23 protein-coding genes, 1 tRNA gene and 1 pseudogene are annotated in these 24,255 nt (G+C 44.6%); 16 read left to right on the forward strand and 9 right to left on the reverse strand.

All coding sequences use genetic code 11. From position 1 onward, the window contains the following. Positions 1-54: 54 nt before the first annotated feature. The 5 genes from G5B00_RS09010 to G5B00_RS09030 all read left to right on the forward strand — a co-directional run bounded on the left by G5B00_RS09010 (position 55) and on the right by G5B00_RS09030 (position 6,245). A complete protein-coding gene (locus tag G5B00_RS09010; protein ID WP_163873776.1) occupies positions 55-963 on the forward strand; it encodes a hydroxypyruvate isomerase family protein in 909 nt (302 codons plus the stop codon). Between the two features lie 132 nt (positions 964-1,095). Next, positions 1,096-2,334, forward strand: coding sequence for an MFS transporter (locus G5B00_RS09015; protein WP_163873779.1), 1,239 nt, complete (start codon positions 1,096-1,098; stop codon positions 2,332-2,334). 107 nt (positions 2,335-2,441) lie between these two features. Continuing rightward, entirely contained in the window at positions 2,442-4,127 is a 1,686-nt protein-coding gene (locus tag G5B00_RS09020; RefSeq protein WP_163873782.1) for a GMC oxidoreductase, read from the forward strand. Between the two features lie 11 nt (positions 4,128-4,138). After that, entirely contained in the window at positions 4,139-5,572 is a 1,434-nt protein-coding gene (locus G5B00_RS09025; RefSeq protein WP_163873785.1) for a Gfo/Idh/MocA family protein, read from the forward strand. A 10-nt stretch (positions 5,573-5,582) separates the two neighbouring features. Then, a complete protein-coding gene (locus G5B00_RS09030) occupies positions 5,583-6,245 on the forward strand; it encodes a gluconate 2-dehydrogenase subunit 3 family protein (RefSeq protein ID WP_163873787.1) in 663 nt (220 codons plus the stop codon). A gap of 145 nt (positions 6,246-6,390) precedes the next feature. Here the strand turns inward: G5B00_RS09030 and G5B00_RS09035 are convergent, their stop codons facing one another. Further along, positions 6,391-7,620 (reverse strand): PQQ-dependent sugar dehydrogenase, encoded by a 1,230-nt coding sequence (locus tag G5B00_RS09035; protein ID WP_163873790.1) that lies wholly within the window; start codon positions 7,618-7,620, stop codon positions 6,391-6,393. 579 nt (positions 7,621-8,199) lie between these two features. On the opposite strand from G5B00_RS09035, the pseudogene G5B00_RS09040 reads away from it, so the two are divergent. Both G5B00_RS09040 and G5B00_RS09045 read left to right on the forward strand, forming a co-directional pair. Next, positions 8,200-9,320, forward strand: a pseudogene (locus G5B00_RS09040) (IS3 family transposase). Positions 9,321-9,429: 109 nt separating this feature from the next. After that, the gene (locus G5B00_RS09045; RefSeq protein ID WP_163873793.1) at positions 9,430-10,083 is read left to right on the forward strand and encodes a hypothetical protein; all 654 of its coding nucleotides are present in this window, start codon (positions 9,430-9,432) and stop codon (positions 10,081-10,083) included. A gap of 358 nt (positions 10,084-10,441) precedes the next feature. On the opposite strand, the gene G5B00_RS09050 is transcribed toward G5B00_RS09045, so the two are convergent. Together G5B00_RS09050 and G5B00_RS09055 are read right to left on the reverse strand one after the other, a co-directional pair. After that, complete coding sequence (locus G5B00_RS09050; RefSeq protein ID WP_163873796.1) at positions 10,442-10,807, reverse strand: methylglyoxal synthase; 366 nt, start codon at positions 10,805-10,807, stop codon at positions 10,442-10,444. A gap of 56 nt (positions 10,808-10,863) precedes the next feature. After that, positions 10,864-12,096, reverse strand: coding sequence for a nucleoside recognition domain-containing protein (locus tag G5B00_RS09055; protein ID WP_163873805.1), 1,233 nt, complete (start codon positions 12,094-12,096; stop codon positions 10,864-10,866). 289 nt (positions 12,097-12,385) lie between these two features. Here G5B00_RS09055 and G5B00_RS09060 point away from each other — a divergent pair, with 289 nt between their 5' ends. After that, positions 12,386-12,976: a riboflavin synthase gene (locus G5B00_RS09060; RefSeq protein WP_163873808.1), complete on the forward strand. Its 591-nt coding sequence runs from the start codon at positions 12,386-12,388 to the stop codon at positions 12,974-12,976. A gap of 53 nt (positions 12,977-13,029) precedes the next feature. Here the strand turns inward: G5B00_RS09060 and G5B00_RS09065 are convergent, their stop codons facing one another. From G5B00_RS09065 to G5B00_RS09080, 4 genes are read right to left on the reverse strand one after another with little or no spacing between them, the layout of a single operon-like run. Continuing rightward, positions 13,030-14,238, reverse strand: a complete 1,209-nt coding sequence (locus tag G5B00_RS09065) for an NADH-quinone oxidoreductase subunit D (protein ID WP_410510767.1) — start codon at positions 14,236-14,238, stop codon at positions 13,030-13,032. Further along, positions 14,235-14,726 carry an NADH-quinone oxidoreductase subunit C gene (locus tag G5B00_RS09070; protein WP_163873811.1) on the reverse strand — a complete coding sequence of 164 codons (492 nt, stop codon included), beginning with the start codon at positions 14,724-14,726 and terminating at the stop codon, positions 14,235-14,237. The genes G5B00_RS09065 and G5B00_RS09070 overlap by 4 nt, the downstream gene beginning before the upstream one ends. After that, entirely contained in the window at positions 14,723-15,376 is a 654-nt protein-coding gene (gene pdxH, locus G5B00_RS09075; RefSeq protein WP_163873814.1) for a pyridoxamine 5'-phosphate oxidase, read from the reverse strand. Before pdxH ends, G5B00_RS09070 begins: the two co-directional genes overlap by 4 nt. A 20-nt stretch (positions 15,377-15,396) precedes the next feature. After that, on the reverse strand, positions 15,397-15,816 hold the full coding sequence (locus tag G5B00_RS09080) for a hypothetical protein (protein WP_163873817.1): 420 nt from the start codon (positions 15,814-15,816) through the stop codon (positions 15,397-15,399). Between the two features lie 249 nt (positions 15,817-16,065). Between G5B00_RS09080 and G5B00_RS09085 the strand changes: the two genes are divergently transcribed. Together G5B00_RS09085 and G5B00_RS09090 are read left to right on the forward strand one after the other, a co-directional pair. After that, positions 16,066-16,629 carry a YqgE/AlgH family protein gene (locus G5B00_RS09085; protein ID WP_163873820.1) on the forward strand — a complete coding sequence of 188 codons (564 nt, stop codon included), beginning with the start codon at positions 16,066-16,068 and terminating at the stop codon, positions 16,627-16,629. Positions 16,630-16,806: 177 nt separating this feature from the next. Next, positions 16,807-16,879 (forward strand) — tRNA-Lys (locus tag G5B00_RS09090). 286 nt (positions 16,880-17,165) lie between these two features. On the opposite strand, the gene G5B00_RS09095 is transcribed toward G5B00_RS09090, so the two are convergent. Continuing rightward, entirely contained in the window at positions 17,166-17,513 is a 348-nt protein-coding gene (locus G5B00_RS09095; protein WP_163873823.1) for a winged helix-turn-helix transcriptional regulator, read from the reverse strand. Between the two features lie 92 nt (positions 17,514-17,605). Here G5B00_RS09095 and G5B00_RS09100 point away from each other — a divergent pair, with 92 nt between their 5' ends. After that, positions 17,606-17,980: a DoxX family membrane protein gene (locus tag G5B00_RS09100; RefSeq protein WP_163873826.1), complete on the forward strand. Its 375-nt coding sequence runs from the start codon at positions 17,606-17,608 to the stop codon at positions 17,978-17,980. 137 nt (positions 17,981-18,117) lie between these two features. Next, positions 18,118-18,234 carry an RtcB family protein gene (locus tag G5B00_RS09105; protein ID WP_240894436.1) on the forward strand — a complete coding sequence of 39 codons (117 nt, stop codon included), beginning with the start codon at positions 18,118-18,120 and terminating at the stop codon, positions 18,232-18,234. Position 18,235: 1 nt separating this feature from the next. Here G5B00_RS09105 and G5B00_RS09110 read toward each other — a convergent pair whose 3' ends face one another. Next, a complete protein-coding gene (locus G5B00_RS09110) occupies positions 18,236-18,748 on the reverse strand; it encodes a DinB family protein (protein ID WP_163873828.1) in 513 nt (170 codons plus the stop codon). 390 nt (positions 18,749-19,138) lie between these two features. On the opposite strand from G5B00_RS09110, the gene G5B00_RS09115 reads away from it, so the two are divergent. The 4 genes from G5B00_RS09115 (at position 19,139) to G5B00_RS09130 (ending at position 24,233) form a co-directional block, all read left to right on the forward strand. Further along, on the forward strand, positions 19,139-19,276 hold the full coding sequence (locus G5B00_RS09115) for a hypothetical protein (RefSeq protein WP_163873830.1): 138 nt from the start codon (positions 19,139-19,141) through the stop codon (positions 19,274-19,276). Between the two features lie 296 nt (positions 19,277-19,572). Beyond that, entirely contained in the window at positions 19,573-22,491 is a 2,919-nt protein-coding gene (locus tag G5B00_RS09120) for an FAD-binding and (Fe-S)-binding domain-containing protein (protein ID WP_163873833.1), read from the forward strand. A gap of 232 nt (positions 22,492-22,723) precedes the next feature. Then, complete coding sequence (locus G5B00_RS09125; RefSeq protein WP_163873835.1) at positions 22,724-23,353, forward strand: hypothetical protein; 630 nt, start codon at positions 22,724-22,726, stop codon at positions 23,351-23,353. A gap of 70 nt (positions 23,354-23,423) precedes the next feature. Beyond that, positions 23,424-24,233, forward strand: a complete 810-nt coding sequence (locus G5B00_RS09130; protein ID WP_163873838.1) for an alpha/beta hydrolase — start codon at positions 23,424-23,426, stop codon at positions 24,231-24,233. Positions 24,234-24,255 lie beyond the last annotated feature (22 nt).

Genomic DNA, 24,255 nt, shown 5'->3' on the forward strand with positions numbered 1-24,255 from the left:
ATAAGTACATTTATTTATAATTATAGAAAGAAATCAACATAAACCTTGTATTTGATGAAAAGATCAGATTTTATTAAAAGTACAGGAGTACTTGCAGGCAGCGCCATGCTGTCTTCACATACGCTATCAACAACCCGTATGCAGGGAACGACCTTTAATCTGGATTATGCCCCCCATCAAGGCATGTTTAAGGCTTCTGCAGGTAGCAATATGCTAGATGAGATAAAATACATGCATGACCTGGGTTTTCGAAGTATCGAAGACAACGGTATGCCAGACAGAAGCGTGGACGAACAGAAAAAAATAGGTGAACTTTTGACTAAATTGGGTATGCGGATGGGGGTATTTGTCGTACCCAAGGGTGGCAATGGCGCAAACACCTTGGCTGCCAATAAGCAAGAGCACTTGGATATATTTTTGAAAGGTTGCCGGGCATCCATCGAGATTGCCAAACGGGTCAATGCCCAATGGGTGACCGTAGTCCCTGGAAACTATGAACGAAAATTGCCTTTGGGTGTGCAGACTGCCAATGTCATCGAAGGCCTAAAGCGAGGAGCGGAGCTGTTCGAACCTCATGGCATCACGATGGTTTTGGAACCGTTGAGTGATACGCCGGACTTATTCCTGAGATATACCGATCAGGCATACGAAATTTGTAAGGCTGTAAACAGCCCTTCCTGCAAAATTCTGTATGATGCTTATCATCAGCAAAAGAACGAAGGGAATCTGATTAACTTTATGCAGCAATGTTGGAGCGAGATTGCTTACATACAGGTGGGGGACAATCCTGGGCGTAAAGAACCGACTACCGGAGAAATCAACTATAAAAATGTGTTCAAGTGGTTGTACAATAAAGGTTATAAAGGAATCGTTGGTATGGAACACGGTATGTCCAAATCTGGAAAAGAGGGAGAGGAAGCTCTGGTCAATGCCTATAGGGAAGTGGACGGTTTTTTGAAATAAAATGATAATGGTTATGGTAGTTACGGGGGTTATGAAAGAGACGAAGGCTCATGGCTTCTATAACCACTGTAACCTTTGTCACCATCATAACTTTAAAATAAAAAACGCTAATCAATTTAAAACAAAATAAACATGACACCTTCAATCAGATTTAAACTATCGTTTATGATGTTCCTCGAATTTTTTATTTGGGGAGCGTGGTTCGTTACGTTGGGTACATACCTTATTAAGAACCTTCAAGCCGAACCTTATGAGATATCCAATGTATTCTCTACACAGTCATTAGGTGCTATTATTGCCCCGTTTATCATCGGTATGATTGCGGATAGGTATTTCAATGCGGAGCGGATCTTGGGAATCTTGCATCTGATCGGCGCATTTTTGATGTTCCAGATGTACAATGCAACAGAAATAGCTGTTTTTTATCCTTATGTGCTAGCCTATATGATTTTGTACATGCCTACGTTGGCCCTGGTCAATTCCGTCTCATTCAGACAGCTGACCAATCCCGAAAAACAATTTTCCAGTATCCGTATCTGGGGGACAATAGGTTGGATTGTAGCCGGTCTGTCTATCAGCTATCTGTTCAAATGGGATTCGCAAGAAGGCGCTGCACAAGGGCTGTTGAAAAATACTTTTTTGATGACAGCAGTTGCTTCCCTGGTATTGGGTTTGTTTTCCTTTGTCCTGCCTAAGACCCCTCCGGTCAAAGCCAGTATAGAGGAAAAACCTTCTTTCGCCTCCATTATCGGGTTGGATGCCGTGAAATTGTTGAAGGACAAAAACTTTCTTATATTCTTTATTTCGTCCATACTTATCTGTATTCCATTGGCGTTTTATTATCAGAATGCCAATCCCTTTTTGGCTGAAATAGGATTGAAAGATCCAACAGGAAAGATGACTATTGGGCAGATGTCCGAGGTGTTTTTCTTGCTGTTATTGCCTGTTTTCTTTACGAGATTTGGCTTTAAGAAGACCATTTTGGTCGGTATGTTGGCATGGGGCTTACGGTACCTGTTGTTTGCCTACGGAAATGCAGGAGAGCTGTCTTTCATGTTGATCTTAGGTATAGCCCTGCACGGAATTTGTTATGATTTCTTCTTTGTATCGGGACAGATCTATACAGATAGCAAAGCAGGCCTAAAATACAAGAGTGCTGCGCAAGGATTGATTACATTGGCGACTTATGGTGTAGGACAACTTATTGGATTTTGGGTTGCCGGTTTTATCGGAGATAAATATCAAGAACTGCGAGGGTCGGATTTAGCGGGGTTCTGGCAACAGGTATGGATTGTTCCTGCCGTGATCGCCTTTGTAGTGATGCTGATATTTTTAGTGCTGTTCAAAGACGAAAAGGTATCGAATCAGTAACAAGTGGTCAGTAGTCAGTGGTCAGTTACTGATCACTGACTACTGATCACTGACCACTAAAAAAAGAAGAGAGAGTTAAATAATCTAATATAAACAAACTAAATAAAATGGTTGAGAATAATGTGTACGACGCTATTGTGATAGGTTCGGGGATCAGTGGAGGCTGGGCAGCGAAAGAGCTTACGCAAAAAGGGTTAAAAACGATCATGCTGGAACGTGGCCGAAACGTGGAGCATATCAAGGATTATCATGCCAATGAAGACCTGTGGCAATACCCGCATCGGGGGGGCAGAACCAGGGAGATGGAGGAAAATTATCCCGTTTTGAAGAGAGATTATCCCCTAAATGAGAAAAACCTGGATTTCTGGGTAAATGAAAAAGAGAGCCCCTATACGGAGGTCAAGCGGTTTGACTGGTACCGGGGGTATCAGGTAGGAGGGCGCTCCCTGACCTGGGGAAGGCAGAGTTACCGTTTTTCGGATCTGGATTTTGAGGCCAATCTAAAGGATGGCCACGGCACGGATTGGCCTATTCGGTACAAGGATATCGCTCCTTGGTATAGTTATGCCGAGCGGTTTGCCGGTATACAAGGTAACCGGGATGGTTTGGACGTGCTTCCAGATGGCGAGTTTATGCCGGCTATTCCGATGAACGTGGTCGAAAAAGACCTGGCCGCTCGCCTCAAACAGCAGTACGGCGGTACCCGGCACTTCATCAATTCCAGATCGGCCAACATTACTGTACCGCATGAAGGCCGGATCAACTGTCAATTCCAAAACCAATGTTGGCTGGGGTGTAACTTTGGAGCGTATTTCAGTACGCAAGCTGCTACACTTCCTGCCGCGATGAAGACCGGTAACCTGACGTTGAGACCGTTTTCGATCGTGACCCGTATCTTGTACGACAAGGATACCAAAAAAGCAAAAGGTGTAGAGATCATCGATGCAGAGACAAACCAGACTTATGAATTTTATGCCAAGATTATTTTTGTAAATGCTTCGGCATTCAACTCTACCTGGGTATTGATGAACTCCGCCACGGATGTGTGGGAAGGAGGACTTGGCAGCAGTAGCGGCGAACTTGGGCACAATGCCATGGATCATCACTTTAGGTTGGGTGCCAGAGGAATAGTGGAAGGTTATGATGACAAATATGAATTTGGAAGACGTCCCGGAAAATTATATGTACCCCGTTTTGTCAATGTGCCCGGAGATACGAAAAAAAGGGATTATGTACGTGGATTCGGTTATCAAGGGGGAGCAGGTCGTGGCCGCTGGTCGGGCTCTGTCGAAGAGATGAGCGTAGGAGGAGCCTGGAAAGATGCGATGCTCGAACCCGGAGCCTGGTCGATCAACTTCGGTGCATTCGGCGAGATCCTGCCTTATCACGAGAACCGTATATTCCTGGACAAGGACAAGAAGGACAAATGGGGGCTGCCGATCCTGGCCATGGATATGGAAATCAAGGAGAACGAGAAAAAGATGCGCCCGGATATGATGAACGAGATGAAGGAGATGCTGGAAAGTGTCGGCGTAAAGGACGTCAAAACCTATGATAATGGTTACGGCTTTGGCCAGGGTATCCACGAGATGGGTACGGCACGTATGGGTACGGATCCCAAGAACTCTGTGCTGAACAAACACAACCAGGTGTGGGATGCCTTGAACGTCTTTGTGACCGACGGTGCCTGTATGACCTCTGCTGCCTGTATCAACCCGTCGCTGACCTATATGGCCCTGACGGCTCGGGCTGTAGATTTTGCGGTGGAGGAACTCAAAAAAGGTAATTTGTAATTTTTAAGACCATGCAGACTAACGAAAAAGAAAACCGTAGAGATTTCATTCGCAAGGCCGCTGTCATCGCAGCGGGCGTCAGTATCGTGCCAAGGCATGTACTGGGTGGAAAAGGATATAGAGCTCCTAGCGATATGCTACAGATTGCCTCCATTGGTGTCGGAGGAATGGGCAGATCGGACGTCAACAACTTTCACAAGAGTGGCAAGGCCAATATCGCCTATCTCTGTGATGTGGACAAAGTCCGGGCAAAGGATAGTGTCAGCAATTTCCCAAAAGCCAAGTTCTATACGGACTTTAGGGAAATGTTGGACAAGGAACACAAACATATCGATGCTGTGTCCGTCTCTACCCCCGACCACAACCACGCGATACAGGCATTGGCTGCCATGGAATTAGGCAAGCACGTGTACGTGCAGAAACCCCTGGCACATGATGTATGGGAAGCCAGGGCATTGACCCATGCCGCCAAAAAATACAAGGTGGTGACCCAGATGGGCAATCAGGGGGCATCGGGAGACGGTGTCCGCCAGATGCGCGAATGGGTGGATGCAGGTCTGATCGGTGACCTTGTCGAGGTATATGCTTGGACAGACAGACCGGTATGGCCACAGGGAATCGCCTGGCCGACGCAAAAAGCACCCGTACCGGCTACATTGGATTGGGACAAATGGCTTGGTACTGCCCCCTATACGGACTACATCAACAAATTGGTGCCGTTCAACTGGCGTGGATGGTGGCCGTACGGCACAGGAGCCTTGGGCGATATGGGATGCCATAACCTGGAGGCACCTTTCAGTATTTACGGACTCCAATATGTCAAGGATGTGCAGGCCAGTGTAGGGTCGGTGTACGTGGATGAGTTCAAGAGAGGGTATTTTCCCGAATCCTGTCCTCCGTCCAGTTCGGTGACCCTTACCTTCCCCAAAACGCCAAAGACCAAAGGAGATGTCAAGATCCATTGGATGGATGGTGGTATACAGCCACCCAGACCGGACGAACTGGAACCCAATGAGAAATTTGGCGACGGAGGAAACGGTATCCTGCTGATCGGTAAGAAAGGCAAGATACTGGCCGATACCTATGCCGCCAACCCACGTCTGCTGCCTACGTCCAAAAAGTACAAAGAGGTAAAGCAAAAGTACGCGAGAGTTCCCGATGGTGCCAAAGGACACTGGGCACAGTGGGTAGAAGGCTGTCTTGCCGGATATGGCAAGATGGAAATGTCTGCCCCTTTTGAGATCTCAGGCCCTTTGACAGAAGCCTTGTTGATGGCCAATCTGGCTATCCGTGGCGCAGATCTTCGTATAAATAATAAATATCCCGGCAGGAGCCTGAAGCTGTTGTGGGACAATGACAATATGCGCGTGACAAATTTTGATGAAGTGAACCAATTTGTAAAGCGCACGTATCGTCCCGGATGGGAAGTCAAGTATAATTTTTAATGTAACTACAATGAACAGAAGAGAAGCTATACAACGGGTCGCCATGATATTGGGCGGCTCTGTGATCGGAGCCAATCTGTTTTTGGAAGGCTGTACCAGACCAGCTTCCAAAACGGTGGAGACGCTATTTGAAAAAAACAATATAGATTTTTTGAATGAACTGGCAGAAGCGATCCTGCCCCGGACAAGCACGCCGGGGGCAAAGGATGCGGACGTGGGTTCGTTTATCCCGGTAATGATCCGTGACTGCTATTCACCGGCCGACCAAAAGGCATTCGTCGAAGGGTTGAACGGAGTGAATGAACGTGCCGGAAAGGATTTCGGTAAGAAGTTCGCAGAGCTTTCTGCCGAGGAGAAACTACAGTTTGTGAATACCTTGGACAAGGAGGCGAAAGAATTCCAAAAAGAGCGGTCGAAAACGTTGAAGGAACGAGAGGAAGAGCTGAAAGCGAAGGAAGGGGACAATACAGGTGAGATCGAATTCAAGCGCAAAGTGGATGCGATCAAGGATGAGACTCCCAACCACTTCTTCCATATGATGAAGCAACTTACATTGACGGGATTTTTCACCTCGGAAGTCGGTATGACACAGGCGTTGCGCTATGTGAAGATACCGGGGAAATTTGATGGAGACTATCCTTACAAAAAAGGAGATAGGGCGTTTGCGCTATAAAAAACTGCTTTATTAGTTGGCACACGCCACAGGCGTGTGCCCTTTTCTTTTATTTACCCTCCGCTAGCGCACGAATCCTTTCGTGTGCTCGTTTATCTTTGGGCACACGAAAGGATTCGTGCGCCAGCATCATGAGTTTAGTTTATTACTTGCCAACCCGGTATAGCCTGCCCCCATCTGTGATCGCATAGAGCGCACCGTCCTTCCCATCGATGACATCACGGAAACGTTGACCTTCTTTCGTGAGCAATCTTTCTTCTCCCACGACTTTGTTGTTTTGAATGACCAACCGGGCGATGTGCGTACTGCTCAATCCGCCAATAAACAGGTTATTTTTCCATTCTGGAATGTCAGATCCTGTGTAAAAAGCCATGCCGCTTGGCGACAATACCGGATCCCAATAATAGACAGGTTGTTCTAGTCCCTGCTTTTGCTGTATGGGTGGGTTGCCTATTTCCTTTCCGCTATATTCCAATCCATACGTGATGACAGGCCAGCCATAGTTTTTGCCGGCCACAATCCGGTTGAGCTCATCACCTCCGCGCGGACCGAATTCCGTTTCCCACAGATCTCCGGTCTCTGGATGGAAGGCCAGGCCTTGTACATTACGATGCCCGTAGGTGTAGATTTGAGGAAGGGCTCCTGCGGTATTTGCAAAGGGGTTTCCAGCGACGGGTTTACCTTCCGTTGTCATGCGCAGGATTTTACCCAAGCCCGTTTTCAGATCCTGTGACAAGGGTCTGGTCACTCTATCCGAACGCTCACCCGTACTTACAAATAGGTTGCCTTGTTTGTCGAAAAGGATACGCCCTCCGAAATGCAACTTGCCGTCATGGGCAGGGCCTGCTTGAAAGATGACTTTGACATTTTCAATAGTTTTCTCATTTGCAGCAAGTTTCCCTTTAGCGACAGCTGTGAGGTTGCCGCCATCCACCGATTGGGAAAATACCCAGTATACCATTCTGTTTTTGCTGAATTGAGGATCCAACGTTAAGCCCAAAAGACCTCCCTGTCCTCTGCTATCTACCTTTGGCAGTCCGGTGATAGCCTCTGATACATTACCTGCCTTGGTCACGATCCGCAGGGTTCCCTCTTTTTCCGTGATCAGAAACCGTCCGTCCGGTAGGATCGCTATTCCCCACGGGGATTTTAGACCTTGGGCGATCACCTTTGCCGTGTAAGGGCTTTTGGTCTTGACACCGGCTATACGGGTCTGGCCCTTGAAAGCAGGTTTATAATTTGTGTTGGGTTTGTTTGTTTCTACAGGAGCACCCGTACTGTCTTGAAGCGTATTATTCGCGTCTTCTCTGAGATTGGTGCAGGCCGTGGCTTGCAAAGCACAGAGAACAAATATGGAAAGCAGTGTTTTTTGCATAGTCAATGAATTAAAAATTTATTTAAAGATAACACAAAAATCGTGCAAAGGTTGTAGGCTTTTTAAGCTTTTACATAATATATTGCAAACATATTTTCCCAACAATGTGGGTTCGAGGATAACAATAAGCATCAAAAAACTTTTTTATATACGCAAAAATAAATATGTTTGGAATGCCAGTATTATATATTAAACAAGCTTACGTAAGGGCCTAAATCCATATTATGAAACTACCAAAAACTTTAATCTTAAATTGCTTTACATTCCTCTGTTGCTTTTATTCATTTGCTCAGGACATACCAAAAGAATATTACTATACGGACGGTAGGAGTGACAGTACGGTATTTCTATATGTAAAGGCACTAAGACAGGCTAGTGAGTTAAAAATCAGAGGGATGCGAAATCCAGATACTATAGGCTATAAAGAGGAACATAATGAGATAAAAAGACCGGATAACGAAAAGATTACTGCCATGGATCGTATCGATCTCATGAGAGTGATCTCTCCCCAAAAAACTGGAGTATTTAGAAGTAGAGAATTCGTTTATGAATTACTAATTTTAAACGGGAGGAATATCCATGAAAAAATCAAAGTTTACCGAAGCGCAGATCGCCTTTGCCATCAAGTAGGCCGAGACCGGTACACGCGTCGAGGAAGTGTGCCGCAAAATGGGAATCAGTGAAGCCACTTTCTACAACTGGAAGAAGAAATATGGTGGCTTAGGGGTAGCTGAACTGCGCCGTCTCCGGCAGCTTGAAGAGGAGAATGCTCAATTAAAAAAGTTGGTTGCGGATCTGAGCCTGGACAAGCAGATGCTGCAAGACGTTTTAAAAAAAAAGTATTAAAGCCTGCTCAACGTCGAAAAATGGTTGCTGGATTGGTTTCTGATTATCGAATTTCCCTTCGCAGAGCATGTCATGTATCACTGCTGAGTACGTCCGTGTGGTATTATAAAAATGTTCGTAAGAACGATGCTCCACTACGGCAGCGCATACGGAATATTGCGGAGACGCGGGTTCGCTACGGTATCGAGCGGATTGTTGTTTTACTAAAAAGAGAGGGCTGGAAAGACAACCATAAGCGTGTTTACCGTATCTACAAAGAAGAGGGCTTGGATCTGCGCGTGAAGCGCCCAAGGCGTTGCCGGGCTGCTTCCCACCGCTCCGAGCGGCCTGTTTTTTCCAATTTACATGATTGTTGGAGTATGGATTTTGTGGCAGATGCGCTGTTCGATGGCCGAAAGATCCGTTGCTTAACTATAGTCGATAACTATAGCCGTAAATGCATGGCGATTCAAGTCGGACAAGGGTTAAAAGGAGGCGACGTAGTTGCCGTTTTGGAGGAACTTCGTCTATTAGAGGGCGTAAAGCCGAAAAAGATTCAGGTAGATAACGGATCGGAGTTTATTTCTAAAGAAGTCGACAGGTGGGCGTATGAACATCAGGTTGAATTAATTTTCTCTAGACCGGGAAAACCCACAGATAATCCGTATATTGAGTCTTTCAATGGGAGCTTCCGGGATGAGTGCCTAAACGCACACTGGTTTCTTTCACTGGAAGATGCCAAAGAGAAAATAGAAGTCTGGAGAGAGGAGTACAACACCTTCAGGCCGCATAGTTTCCTCGGAAATTTGACGCCGGAAATGTTCATAGAAAAACAGGTCAAAACAGCCGATTTTTCTATTTTAGAAGACTCCTAAATATGGGGAGGGGTCACTAAATTATAAAACTACATTAATAATCGTAGCTAATTTTAGGGTAGATTACAATAACACAGGGGATACTGTTGTCATAGGAGGAGATGCTGCTATGAATCAAATCGTACTTAGTGCGTCCAATTCAACAGAAGCTACAACTGCTTCACTGCACTTAGATGCATTAGATGAAGTTGCAACATTTAGTACTCCAGTTATAGGGCAACCAGCTGTAAATTCTAATCAATTTGTCACCAAAGCACAATTGGATGCGGCTACAGGCGGAGGAGAATCAGCTAAGACTTATATTGAGTATTTATTTGGGGATAATGACGAGTTAAGCGGAAGTTATCCTTTAGATGAAAGTTTAGGACTTAATCTTTTAATTACTGGTAATTTAGGTTATGGCAGTTTTTTATGTAGTATATTTAATGAAGATGCTAATAGTTATGGGGATTTTATAGGTATCCATACTGCACAAATTTTCAATTCCGCATCTTCTAACTTTGGTACTCCACATGGTTCGTATAATGGTATAGGTGGTAATGATGGCAATGATATAGGTGACATTTCTGTTGCAGGAGTACATGGTGCTAATTATGTGATTGAAAAATGGAGTACTCTAGTAACAATGAACTATCCTAATTCGATTGTAAGAAAGTGGAATGTATTTATTGAACTTAATTCTGTAAGTAATGTAAGTAATGGTGTAGCTTCTCCTTTATCTGATGTTACCACTATTACGGTAAAAATTCAAGAGATATTGTAAAGATTGTTTTTAACACATAACAATGATAAAATTAAAATGGATACCCAAGCACAGCAGAGTAATAGCTATGACTGTATGGCCCTTTCTGTCAGTCAACCCAAAGTACCTCTATCGGATATAAGATAAAAGATATAGATAGGTAGTATTTTTGCTTAAATATAAAGGTGTGATACAATCAAAACCACTCTTGAGGTCAAGTCCCTTACTTGCGACGACTATATTTCCCTTTTATTTTAAAGTTATGTAAGTTATGGATGTGAAGTAGGTTATGAAGGTATGCGTTTTGCCTTCATAACTACATCACTATCATCACCTCCGTCACTTTATTTTATAATCACCCTAATAAAAGAAATAACAGCTAGTCCAGCAACCCCTCGATAATCAGCGATCCGGTTGCCGGATTGGTAGCCAAGGGTACATTGTAAAGGTCGCAGATACGCATGAGCATCTGTATGTCCGGTTCGTGCGGATGCTTGCCCAGGGGATCCCGAAAGAAGATAATGCCATCTATTTTTCCTTCGGCAGCAAGGGCGGCAATCTGCGCATCGCCACCTTTGGGGCCGCTCAGTTTGAGCTCGACATCCAATCCCGTCTGTTTGACGTAGGAGCCTGTTGTGCCCGTAGCGACCAGTTTTGCCTTGCTTAAGAATGCAATGTGATCTTTGACAAACCCGACCATTTCAGCCTTTTTACCATCGTGGGCTATGAGTGCGATTGTTTTCATATATATTTTTTTTGTTTGAAGTCCAATAATTCCATTCGGGTGCACCCATTCCATTCCTATCCAAAAAAGATATACGCCAGGACAATAGCAGCTATGAGACCGACCAGATCAGCCAACAAGCCACACGTCAATGCATATTTCGTATTTTTGATGCCTACAGAACCGAAGTAGACAGCCAACACATAAAATGTGGTTTCGGAAGAACCCTGGATAATACTGGCCAACCTGCCCTGGAATGAATCTACGCCATAGGTCTGCATCACATCGACCATCAATCCCCTGGCGCCACCACCGCTCAAGGTCTTCATCAGCCCTACAGGTACAGCAGGGACAAATCTCGTATCCAACCCAAAGAAGGCTACGGCATGCTCGATACCTCCTACAATATAATCCATACAACCGGTCGTGCGAAATGCGGATATGGCAACCAGAATGGCGATCAGAAAAGGGATGATCATGACTGCTGTCGTAAAGCCTTCTTTTGCTCCTTCGATAAACGAGTTGTACACATTGATTTTTTTTGCCGCACCGTACACGATAAAAAGGATGATGATCGAAAAAATCAAGAGCCCGCCTATCAGTCCTGCCACCTTTTCCATTTGGTCGGGAGGAAGGTCCTTTAGACCAAAGTATAGCAGGAACATCAAACCGATAAAAAAGCTAAAGAAAACCAGGATAGGAAGCTTGAATAAGTTTATTTTCTGGAAAGCTGCTACGGCCAGCATACCGCTCACGAACGAGATAAACGTCCCGATCAGCGAAGGGATGAAAATATCTGCCGGATTTTGCGCCCCACTGGCCAGGCGTAGCGCAATGACCGAAGTAGGGATCAGGGTAATCCCTGCGGTATTCAGCACCAAAAACATGATCTGCGCATTCGTTGCTGTTTCTTTTTCCGGGTTGAGCTCCTGCAACTCTTTCATCGCTTTCAGCCCGACAGGGGTGGCCGCATTGTCCAGTCCAAGCATATTGGCCGAAAAGTTCATGATGATGGAGCCGTTGGCGGGATGCCCTTTGGGGACACCGGGAAACAGCTTGCTGAAAAAGGGATTGACACCCCGGGCAAATACGGAAATCATGCCGGCCTGTTCGCCGATCTTCATGATACCGAGCCAGAATGTCATGATCCCGATCAGGCCCAACGACAGTTCAGCACCTGTCTTGGCACTGTCAAACATGCCGTTGATCAGGTTTGAGAATATTTCGGTGTCTCCAAAAAAGATAAGTTTGATTAAGGCAACAATAAAGGCAATGATAAAGAAGGCTATCCAAACGTAATTTAAAGCCATAGAGGTCGATTATTTGTGTAAAAATAAGATTTATGAGGGAGTGTTACAAATAATGTGATTTATTAATCTTTTCAAGGGTCGGATCAAGCAGAGATGCAACATCTTGCGTCTTAAAAAAAGAAAGCCCAGAAAATATTGGGTATTTTCCGGGCTTTAATTTTATCCTCGGACGAGGACAATCAACCTAAACCTATCCCAAAGATAAGGAGTAATACCCAAAAATGCAAGTAAAACAGCAAAAAAATATTTGACATAAACTTCCTATCTTTGTGAAAAGACAGGATAGAACATGTTTACAGGAATCGTTGAAGCGCTTGGCGTCGTAAAAAAGCTGGAAAAAGACCGATCAAACCTCCATATATTTATCGAATCACCCATTTCCGACCAACTCAAAATAGACCAAAGTGTATCCCATAATGGCATTTGCCTTACGGTAGTCGGGGTAGAAGGAGATGTGCATCAAGTGACGGCCATCGATGAGACCTTACAAAAGACGAACCTATCTGGACTCAAAGAAGGAGAATCTGTAAACCTGGAACGTTGTACGCCTGCCAACGGTCGTTTTGATGGGCATATCGTCCAAGGGCATGTAGACCAGACAGCTACCTGTATAGAAAAAACAGCACAAAATGGCAGCTGGCTATTTACTTTTCAATATGATCCTTCAACCCATAATATTACCGTCGAAAAAGGATCGATCACGGTCAATGGTATCAGCCTGACTGTTGTCAATTCCCAAGCGGACCGTTTCTCGGTAGCTATCATTCCCTATACAATCGAACATACCAATCTACAAGATGTCGAAGTAGGGAGTGTCGTCAATCTGGAGTTTGATATTATCGGTAAATATGTGGCTAGATTGTTAGTACAGCGAAATTAAGACCTGTTTAATAATTCGCTGGCGCAAGCATTCTGCTTATGCCCGTACTATCTCTACCGATCTACTTCACCCAGGACAATATCTATTGACCCCAAAATTGCGATCAGATCCGATATCAACACCCCTTTGCCCAGTTCCGAAATAACAGATAGGTTATTGAAACTTGGCCCACGGGCCTTTACCCGGCGGGGTATATCCGTCTTGTCCAGCGCTTCAAAATAGAAGCCCAATTCGCCTTTGGGATTTTCCGCACGGACGTAGTAATTTTGAGCCTTTATATTCACTTTCTTGGGTACCAAGGCCCGTGGATCAAAATCAACCGTACGTTTAAAATCAGTCCCTAACCTTTCCAAACACTGCTCGATGATACGTACGGATTCACGTACTTCGTCTACCCTCACTTTATAGCGATCCCAGCAATCGCCCAATGTGCCGACTTCGCCCTTTCCTACAGGAATGTCAAATTCCAGTTCGGGATATACCGAATAGCCATCTACACGCCGTAGGTCCCACTTGATGCCGCTTGCACGCAGCATAGGGCCGGAGCATCCATAGTTGATGGCGACATCTGCCGGTAGCACGCCGATATTGGCCGTGCGGGATATAAAAATCTGGTTGGTCGAGAGCAGGTCGTCCAATTCTGTGATTTTGGGCTTAAAATACTGTATGAATTCCTTGCAGCGCTCTTCGAAACCTACCGGCAGATCGTAGTAGAGGCCTCCGATCCAAATGTAGTTGTACAGCATCCGCGAGCCGGAAGCCCATTCCAACATGTTCATGATATGCTCCCGGTCCCTAAAGCACCACATAAACGGTGTGAATGCCCCGATATCGATCCCATATGTACCTATGGCGATCAAATGGGAAGCTATCCTGTTCAGTTCACAGACCAATGCGCGGATGTATTCTACACGTTTAGGTATTTTTTGGTCTATACCAAGCATACGCTCCACGCCCATGACAAAGGCATGGCTATTGTTCATGGAGGCCAGATAGTCCAACCTGTCCGTAAAAGGAATAGACTTTGTGTAGTTGATAGATTCAGCGTGCTTGTCAAAGCAACGATGCAGATAGCCCAGATGAGGAATGACCTCTTTGACCAGTTCGCCATCCGTGATCAGCTCCAGGCGCAGTACACCATGCGTAGATGGGTGCTGTGGCCCCATGTTGATGACCATTTCGGTCGAGCCGATATGTTCGATTTTATCTTTATATTTTACGTAACCTTCGTTGTACTTGGTGTCCAGCATCGTGTTTGTCATTTGATAGGTATTCCATGGTATTCTTCGGGATCCTGGTAATCTTTGCGCAAAGGAAATCCTTTCCAGTCGTCTGGCAACAAAATTCTCCGCAGATCGGGATGGCCTGTAAAAAATATGCCCATCAGGTCAAAAGCTTCCCGCTCATGCCAGTCTGCCGTACGCCATATCGAAGCGACGGAAGGTACTTCGGGCAGATGCTCCAAAGACCTGTCGTGGGCTATCTCTACCCGTAGTGTCAGTTGCTGCTGAAAGGGTATGGACGTCAGATGGTATACCACGGCAAACCGATCTTCGGGGTAATAATCTACAGCCGTAATATTGGCCAAAAAATCAAAGTAGTAGGAGGGGTGATCCCTCAGCCATGCGCAGACTGCGCGTAGGTCTGCTGCATTGATCCCTATACTCGGTTGAAGTCCACTGCTGTCGGATCCGACCACACTTGTGTCCCCGAATGTATCTTTTATTTCCTGAACCAGTTTTTCTATCATGGTGCTAAACGGTTGGTTTCCCATTTTGTGTCCTTCTTTTGGTACACAATACGGTCATGTAATCTTGAATTCCTTCCTTGCCAAAATTCAAATCGTACGGGTAGTAGGAAAAAACCGCCCCAAAAATCCGGACGGGGAACGGGTTCCTGCTGCCCAAACCTTTCTTCATATACCTGTACTTCCTTTTCCAAGAAAGCTCTATCCCGGATTATTTGGCTTTGCGGAGAAGCCCAGGCTCCAATTTGGCTTCCTCTGGGCCTACTTGCATAATATTCGTCCGAATCTTCCTCCGCCAGACGCTGAACGAAGCCTTCGATACGTACCTGACGCTGCAGTTCGGGCCAAAAAAACAATAAAGAAGCTTTATTGTTGGCTTTCAGATCCTGTCCCTTTTGACTGTTGTAATTTGTGAAAAAGCTAAATCCATCCGATTTGATGTCCTTCAGCAAGACGACCCTCGACGAGGGAAAACCTGCTTGGTTGATGGTAGACAGCGTCATTGCATTGGGTTCGATGACTTCTGCACGAAGAGCTTGCTCAAACCATAACCCGAACTGGCGAAAAGGGTTTTCGTCCACGTCCTTCTCTTGAAGGCTGTCTTTAGAATAATCTTCCCGAATAGCCGCTATATCCTTTTGTTCGATCGCCATTTAGATACGGATTTTTTTAATTATTTAGAATACCTCAATAGCTGTACGGAAGAAACAAAAACCGTCAATATGCTAGCCAGCCAGAAATAATAGCCCAGCCCCATAGATGTAATCGTCCCGTACTGTGTCGTGCCATCACCTACCTTGACGTAAATAAAAAATGCCACAGCAAGGATGAGGGCTATTGAACTTAATACCAAAGACACACGTATCTTGCTGAACAGGAAAAAGATAATGGCCAGGACAGAAATCGGATTGGCAAGCCAATAAAAATCAAAGTTGAAAATTGCCATCCAGCCGGCAATGAAAACCTCGAAACCCGTAGGGTTGACATCGCCGTCCTCCATTCTATATACTTTCGTGACCAATGACAGAAAGAACAGTATCAGCGTGACAATGATGGCTATTTTTTTTCTTCTATTTAGGGTTTGGGTATCCATGTTGTCTTAGTTTAAAGTGTTAAATTCCCGGTTTGAAGTTATATTGCCATAGGTACACATTTCGGAAGTTCTACCGGTAGAAATAAGTAAGCATTGAACATACAAATCTGTATAAAAAACTTCGATTGGTATATCAGCGGTATTCATATCCCAAAAGTACGAAAAAAGTACAGAGCAATAAAAAAAACGCCACAAATGAGGTGTTTTTTTATTTTTTTACTTAAATTTATCTAATCATATATGGTTACTATGTTTAATTCGAATACACCGGTACAGGGCTCTTTGTTGATTTCGGAACCATTTATGTTGGATCCTAATTTTGAACGTTCGGTCATCTTGCTTTGTGAGCATAATGAAGAAGGCACTTTGGGGCTCGTCTTGAATCAGCCTTCCAATCTGATTCTGTCCGATTTGCTGGAAGATATGCAAAATGAAAGGTTTGGTCTGTATTTTGGCGGGCCGGTGGAGAGCAACGGACTGTTCTTCCTCCATAGAGCATATGATAAATTGCTTTCGGGTACAGCTATTTATGAAGATATTTATTGGGGAGGGGACTTCGAGCGATTGTTACTTTTGATAAACGAAGGTCTTGTCCAACCGGATGAGGTAAAGTTTTTTCTGGGTTACTCCGGATGGTCTCCCGACCAATTGGATCAGGAGATTGAACAAAACAATTGGGCTGTGTACCGTGACTTTGACAGTACCTTGCCCTTTGTCCATGATGGGGAGGATCTGTGGAAGCGGGCATTGATAAATCTGGGGCCTAAATACGCGCATGTGGCTAATTTCCCAAAGAGCCCGAATCTGAATTAGTATGTGTTGGATCGTATAATGGAGGGGTATCACATTCTACTTTTCGGTACAATCTATTGATAATAAATGCTTTGTCAAAATAATTAAAAAAACACCAAGGATAAGTTTGGATATAAAACAAAAATATCTACCTTTGCAGCACTTCAGACAACGAAGGATAGCCCTACAAAGGGTTATGATTCGGTAGCTCAGCTGGTAGAGCAATACACTTTTAATGTATGGGTCCTGGGTTCGAATCCCAGCCGAATCACAAACGCAACCGAATGCCCGACAATAGTCGGGTTTTCTGTTTTAGAGAGGTGTCCAAACTCGCTTGAGGTACCTCTTTAAAATAGAAAAACAGTGAGCGTTAGCAAACGGTATTCGGTTGCTTTGTAACCTCCCCTAACGGGATGGCTGCGGCCATGCGCGCGGGTGGTGGTGGGACGCAGCCAACTATATCGTTCCGGGCAGAGTGCGGGGATGTGGGACGGAACAAATCCCAGCCGAATCACACAGAAAGCTCAATCGAAAGATTGGGCTTTCTGTGTGTATAATTAACCCTTTCCAAATATCTCCTTACGGTGGTTTATTCCCCAACCTTGTAATTCTTTAATCACTTTTTGTAAAGTTTTGGAATACTCCGTCGGAGTGTATTCGGTACGGACAGGAAAACCATTTATGATTGTCCGAACTATCAATTTGTTTTCTTCCATTTCTTTCAGCTCTTTGGATAACACCTTGGTGGAAAGTTTTGGAATGCTCCTTTCTATCTCCCTAAAATGTTTGTTACCTTCCCAAATGGAAATTAAAATCAGGATTTTCCATTTACCTCCAATAATATCCAACGTATCCCTCACAGGCACTAATGCTGATAGGCATTCTTTATGTTCTTTCTTTTTCATTCGTTAAACTTTTTTGATTACCTAAAGGTAACTGATTACAAATGGTAAGCAAAATTGCAATAATTTTGTAACCAATTAACAAAATAAGAAAAATGAAACAAAAAATCCTTTTAGTTGCATGTATCCTGTTTGCCTTGATAATGGTCAATTCGGGTCTTAACAAATTCTTTAATTACATGCCTGCCCCGGCACCGTCTGAAGAACAGATGAAAATCTTCGGTGCATTGATGACCCTTAAATGGATAATACCTTTGGTAGCAATTGTCGAGATTGTAGGAGGTCTCTTACTTGCCGTTCCAAAGACAAGAGCTTTGGGTGCATTGATCATCTTGCCTGTTACAGTAGGTATTGTACTCCACCATCTGACCTTTGATGTTGCGACCATCGGTATAGGATTGGTACTATTGGCCATCAATGTATGGGTCATTATTGAAAACAAACAAAAATATGAACCGATTTTGAAGTAGTAACAATAAACATTTGAAAACAAAATACGAAATGGACATATAAACCATTTATAAAATATTTTCTTGCAAGTAAGCAATGCTTACGATACGGATAGTAGCCTAAAAAAGTAAGGGGAAACCGTGGTACTGGACAACCTATGGCCTACAAAGATATCCATACGGTGATGGCGGCACAAGCGGATTTAGTGGATGTGATAGCGACATTCTCACCCAAGATCGTTCGTATGGCCGACGATGGATCGAAGGAGGATTAGGCTATCCGGTACGCAGATACCGGGCTGTCACCAACAGTTGGCCGATATGCCGCTGGGTATGTTCGGCGGCGTGAAAGAGCAGTCCGATGCAGGTTGTCGGTATGCGTTTCCGGCCCAGATACCGTGTTTCGGCCAAGGTTGAGCTATCTATGTTTTGTAGATAAGTTAGGGCAGTATCAACTTGTTGCCCCAAATCGGAAAGAAGGATGGGAAGGGAGAGGTTGCGATCTTCTAGCCCTTCTTTCTTTAGGAAAGCAAACTGTTCTTCGCTCAATCCACGGTTGTCCGCATAGGTAAACATGCGGTCTATGACGCCACTAATATGCTGAAGGTGAAAGGCGGCACTGGCTACCCCAAAAGGTGTTTTCCAGATATCTTCGTCGGTTAGGTTTTGGGTGTATTTGATGGCATCCTCCTGCACCTGAAGCAAGGCATGTGCTACGGGTTGCAACAGCGCAGGGACTCCGTGTACGGGGCCACGCATCCAAACTTCCAATGATGTTGTATTGTTCATGGTGTATGTCAATTCACTTTAAAGGTAATCGGATATGCTCAGAATAACAAGAGATGTACGACAAAACCAAGAAGTAGCTGCGAAGCAAATCCTACTGCCGGATATGATTCCAAAGCTACCTCGGTATAGTTGGTGCCGAAGCTTCTCCTCTCATATCTAAAATCCCCAGACAGCCTACGAAAATCCATGGACAATAGCGCATACAGCCCTTACTACAAAGCATACGCTCCTGAGTGTACGGGGCTGTCGTGTGTGGATAAGAGGGAGTGATACCGTGCGCTGTGCGAGTAGTAGAAACCTGGCGGGACGAGGGAGTTCTGCACTGCATCTGAGGCAAACATCATCATAAACGCAATATTCATTGACCTTGCTGCAAGTGAGATAGCGGCAATGTCACGGTACACGGCCGTCATGTACCGTGATGTCGTGATGATGTCAGGTGACTATGTGGCCATGTCACGCGCGTGTACGCCTATGTCACGTGAGGATGGTGCCATTTGGCACCTGCAAAGCCCTGTCACCATGTAATTGAAGGCAAAGTCAAGTGCGTATATCGTCATGTCACTTGACAATGTCGCTGACTACAGTCTGCAAATGACCAACTCACTTGACATAGCCGCAATGAATACCCTGCAAATGATGAGGTTTTACCTTTGGCTTAAAACGGTAGAGCTACAATCCGGTTTTGCCGCGAAAGTTGCATTTCATTTCATCCCTACAATTTATCATTATAAAAATATATGATTTGATGCCTTTTATGGATGAAAATATAATACGTATACAAAATTAATAATTAGTTTTGTTCTGTTTAAGTATATTTCGTGATGTCGACACCTTTACAAAATCTGTCCTCCATATTGGAAGGAGACCTGTATTATGACAAACAGAATCCCCTGCATAAAACCAATCTGATTGCCTATTCTTCTGATGCATCCGTTTACCAGGAAGAGCCTTTGGCTGTAGCAATACCGCATTCCAAACAGGATTTGCATAGATTGATAGATTTTGCAAATGAGCAGCGAATCACCTTGATTCCGCGTACAGCGGGTACTTCATTGGCAGGGCAGGTGGTCGGCAAAGGATTGGTCGTAGATGTGTCGAAGTATTTCACCAAGATCATAGAGCTAAATGTGGAGGAACGGTGGGTAAGGGTAGAACCGGGTGTGATCAGGGATGACCTGAATGCTTACCTCAAACCTTATGGATTGATGTTCGGTCCGGAGACTTCGACAGCCAGTCGTGCCATGGTCGGTGGGATGATCGGCAATAATTCTTCGGGACTGCACTCTATCGTATGGGGCGATACACGCCAAAACCTGATTTCGGCAGATGTCCTGCTCGATGATGGTTCGGAGGTGATTTTTGAAAAATTAGATCCCACACAACTATTTGCCAGATTGTCTCAAAATAATAGGGAAGGGCAAATATATCGAGCCATGAATACCCTTGTGACGGATGAAGAGAATATTGGCATTATCCAATCCGGATATCCCAAAAAGAATATCACAAGACGTAATACCGGGTATGCATTGGACAGCTTGATCGATTCGGGTAGCTCTTTCAACCTGTGTTCGCTCTTGGCCGGATCGGAAGGGACAATTGGTCTGGTGACCGAAGCCAAACTAAGATTACGGCCACTTCCTCCCAAGGAGATCGGCTTGCTATGTGTACATTTTGCCGATATGGTGGAGTGTATGCGAGGCAATATCGTAGCTTTACAGCATCGTCCGGAAGCGTCCGAGCTGGTGGACAAATATATTCTTGACTTTACCAAAGGTCACCCGACTTATCAATACAACCGTTTTTTTATCGAAGGAGATCCGGCGGCATTGTTGATCATCGAGTTCAGAGCGGATACCGTGGAAGAGATATCAGAAAAAGCGGAGGCTTTGAAAGCTCATCTTATGGCAAAAGGATTGGGGTATGCCTATCCCTTGGTGACGGGGACACAGCAAACAAACCTGGTCTGGGATGTGCGCAAGGCCGGATTGGGCTTGATACGCAACCTGCCGGGGGACAGCCAGCCTGTCAACCTTATCGAAGATTGTGCCGTAGATCCTTTGGATCTGCCCGATTATGTGGCCGATGTGCAGCGGTTGCTACGGGAAGAAGGGGTTCATGCTTCATACTATGCACATGCCGGGGCAGGGGAATTACACATCGAACCGTTTGTCAATCTGAAGACGGCGGAAGGAAAACGGCAATTCCGGTCTATTTTGGAGAAAACTACGGATTTGGTGTTGAAATACAACGGTTCGCTCAGTGGAGAACACGGCGATGGCCGCCTTCGTGGAGAGTTTATCGGTAAGGTATTGGGCGAAAAGGTATATGCTTTATTGCAGGAAGTGAAGCATATCTTTGATCCAAACGGTATTTTCAATGCGGGAAAGATCGTAGATACCCCACCTATGGATACGTCCCTGCGTTACGATCAGATTACGGATGGTAAGGCCATACAGACGTATTTTGATTTTACCAAAGACGAGAGTATCCTCCGATTGGCCGAAAAGTGCTCCGGATCCGGCGATTGCCGCAAGACAGAAATCACAGGAGGTACGATGTGTCCCTCTTTTATGGCTACTCGCGACGAAAAGGACACCACACGCGCGCGCGCCAATATGCTTCGCCAGTTTTTGACCAATTCAACCAAACAAAACCGTTTTGACCATAAGGAGATCAAAGAGGTCATGGATTTGTGCCTCAGCTGCAAAGGATGTAAGAGTGAATGTCCTTCGAGTGTGGATGTGGCCAAAATGAAAGCAGAGTTTTTGCAGCATTATTACGATGCCAATGGCGCCCCATTCCGTTCCAGATTGATTGCGAACTTTACCAAATCCCAGCAATTGGGATCGTGGATCGCCCCAGTTTATAATTTTTTTGCACAGACACCCGTCTTTTCAGATCTGATCAAGCAGGTGGTGGGGTTTGCACCGAAGCGTTCATTGCCCAAGGTGCATCATATGACCTTGCGACGCTGGTACAACCGCTATAAGCAGGTCGGTGATTTTCAGAAAAAGGTGTACCTGTACTGCGACGAATTCACAAACTACAACGACACCGAGATCGGTATTACGACCATAAAATTGTTGAACGCATTGGGCTACGAGGTGATCTTGCCGGATCATCTGGAAAGTGGACGGACATATCTGTCCAAGGGGTTTGTCAAGCAAGCCAAGAAGCTGGCTGATCAGAATGTAAGGCTACTGAAAGGGTTGGTGTCCACGGAGACACCTTTGATCGGTATAGAGCCTTCGGCTATCCTGACCTTTCGGGATGAATACTTGACCCTGACGGATGCAGACCTTCGGGCGGACGCAGAATGTATCGCCAGATCTTCCTTCATGATCGATGAATTCATCGTACAGGAAATGGAAAAGGGCAATATCCGAAAAGACCTGTTTACCAATGGGAACAAAAGTATTAAGCTGCACGGTCATTGCTATCAGAAAGCTTTTCATTTGGTCGGTTTTACCGAAAAAATGTTGTCCATCCCCGATAACTACAAGGTGGACGTCATACCGTCGGGCTGCTGTGGTATGGCCGGTTCTTTTGGTTATGAAAAGGAACATTATGAAGTATCCATGAAAGTAGCTGAACTGGTTTTATTGCCTGCTGTCAGAAAAGCAGAAGGGGATACACTCATCGCAGCAACCGGAACTTCCTGCCGCCATCAGATCAAAGATGGCGTGGGACGCACTTCTTTTCACCCTGTAGAAATACTGTATGATGCACTTATAAAATAAAGTGACGGAGGTGATGGTAGTGATGTAGTTATGAAGGCAAAACGCATACCTTCATAACCTATTTCACATCCATAACTTACATAACTTTAAAATAAAGTGATGATGGTTATAGAAGTTATAAAAGGTCATGATATACGGTGCTTCCATAACTTCCTTCACCATCATAACTTCGTAACTTTAAAATAAAAGTAGTATATTCGAGTTGATTTTTTTATCTTAAATAAAGAAACATATGAAAGTAATCAAAACAGCATTTTGCTTAGGGCTCGGATCTATGATGATATGGAGCTGTAACAATAATCCGACTAAGACTGAAGGTAAGACGAGCCAAGGTCATACTATAGAGAAACTTACAAATTATCCAGAGGCAGACAAGCAACAACTTTTCTTTCGTTTCGTAGAGGAAGTGAGCACAGATTCTTCTGTCGTGTATACTGCCAAGTCCATCTTTGAAGAAGACACTGTAGGGTTGAAAGTGGAGGTCATGAAAAATATACAGCCTGGCATAAATAATTCGGGACAAGTCGATGCAGACAAAGGGTTTGTGGAGGGATCGATCAAGCTTTCCTCTATCGGAGCAGAATCCGATAATTTTGTCAAAGCGTTGGGAAAGATGTTCAAATTGCCGACAGAAGGAAAAATGACCTCTGATGCTGTATTGCCAACGGTTTTTTCGTCGAACAAGGATGTTGTCGATCTGTCTAAAAATGGTACCTACAGTTTCAAGTTGTTCTTTGAAAATGCAAAAGGTGAACCTGCTGAGGTATTTGCTACCGTAGATACGTACCGCAAAGCCTTTGAAGTCACCGAAAAGGATTCGACTTTCAGAGTGCAGTTGTTGTCAGCTTTCGAGGGGAAATAGGAGATTATAAATAGACCTATAGTTTTTTTCAAAACTTATAGGTTTTTCTTATGTTAAATCAGTATTCTATATGAAACATTTGTATATTGGTCTCGCTTTATTATTATCTATAGGCCAATTGTTTGCAGCCAAAGTAGACACCGTGGAGGTGTATTCCGCTGCTATGAAAAAGAAAATCAAAGCTGTTGTTATTTCACCTGAAAAGACGAATACAGCTCCTGTTCCTACGCTATATCTATTGCATGGCTATGGGGGAAATTATACAAATTGGGTAAAGAGGGCTTCCCATATCAAGGAATTGGTAGATCACTACAATTACATAGTTGTTTGTCCCGATGGTGGTGTGCGCAGTTGGTATTGGGACACTCCCGGCGATAAGGATTACCAGTACGAAACGTTTGTCAGTAAGGAATTGGTCTCCTTTATAGAACAAAATTACACTGTATGTAAGGATAAACACGGCCGGGCAATCACAGGGTTGAGTATGGGAGGGCATGGTGCGCTATATCTGGCGATAAGACATCAAGATGTGTACGGAGCGGCAGGAAGCACAGCGGGTGGAGTAGATATCAGACCTTTCCCAAACAATTGGGAGATGGCCAAAAGGCTTGGGCCGTATAAAGACAATAAAGCTGCTTGGGACGAACATACGGTGATGGAAATGTTGCACTTGATCGAACCGAATAATCTAAAATTGTTTATAGACTGTGGTACAGATGATTTCTTTTATGCAGTTAATCAAGAACTTCATCGTAAATTGACTTATTTGAATATCCCTCATGCTTTTGTAAGTATGCCAGGTAAGCACAATTGGGATTATTGGACCCAATCTATACTGCTTCAGATGGCTTTTTTTGACAACTATTTTAGAATGCAGTAACTGTGTTGAGGATTAGCATTTC

Source organism: Parapedobacter sp. SGR-10 (assembly GCF_011030405.1).
GTDB lineage: Bacteria > Bacteroidota > Bacteroidia > Sphingobacteriales > Sphingobacteriaceae > Sphingobacterium.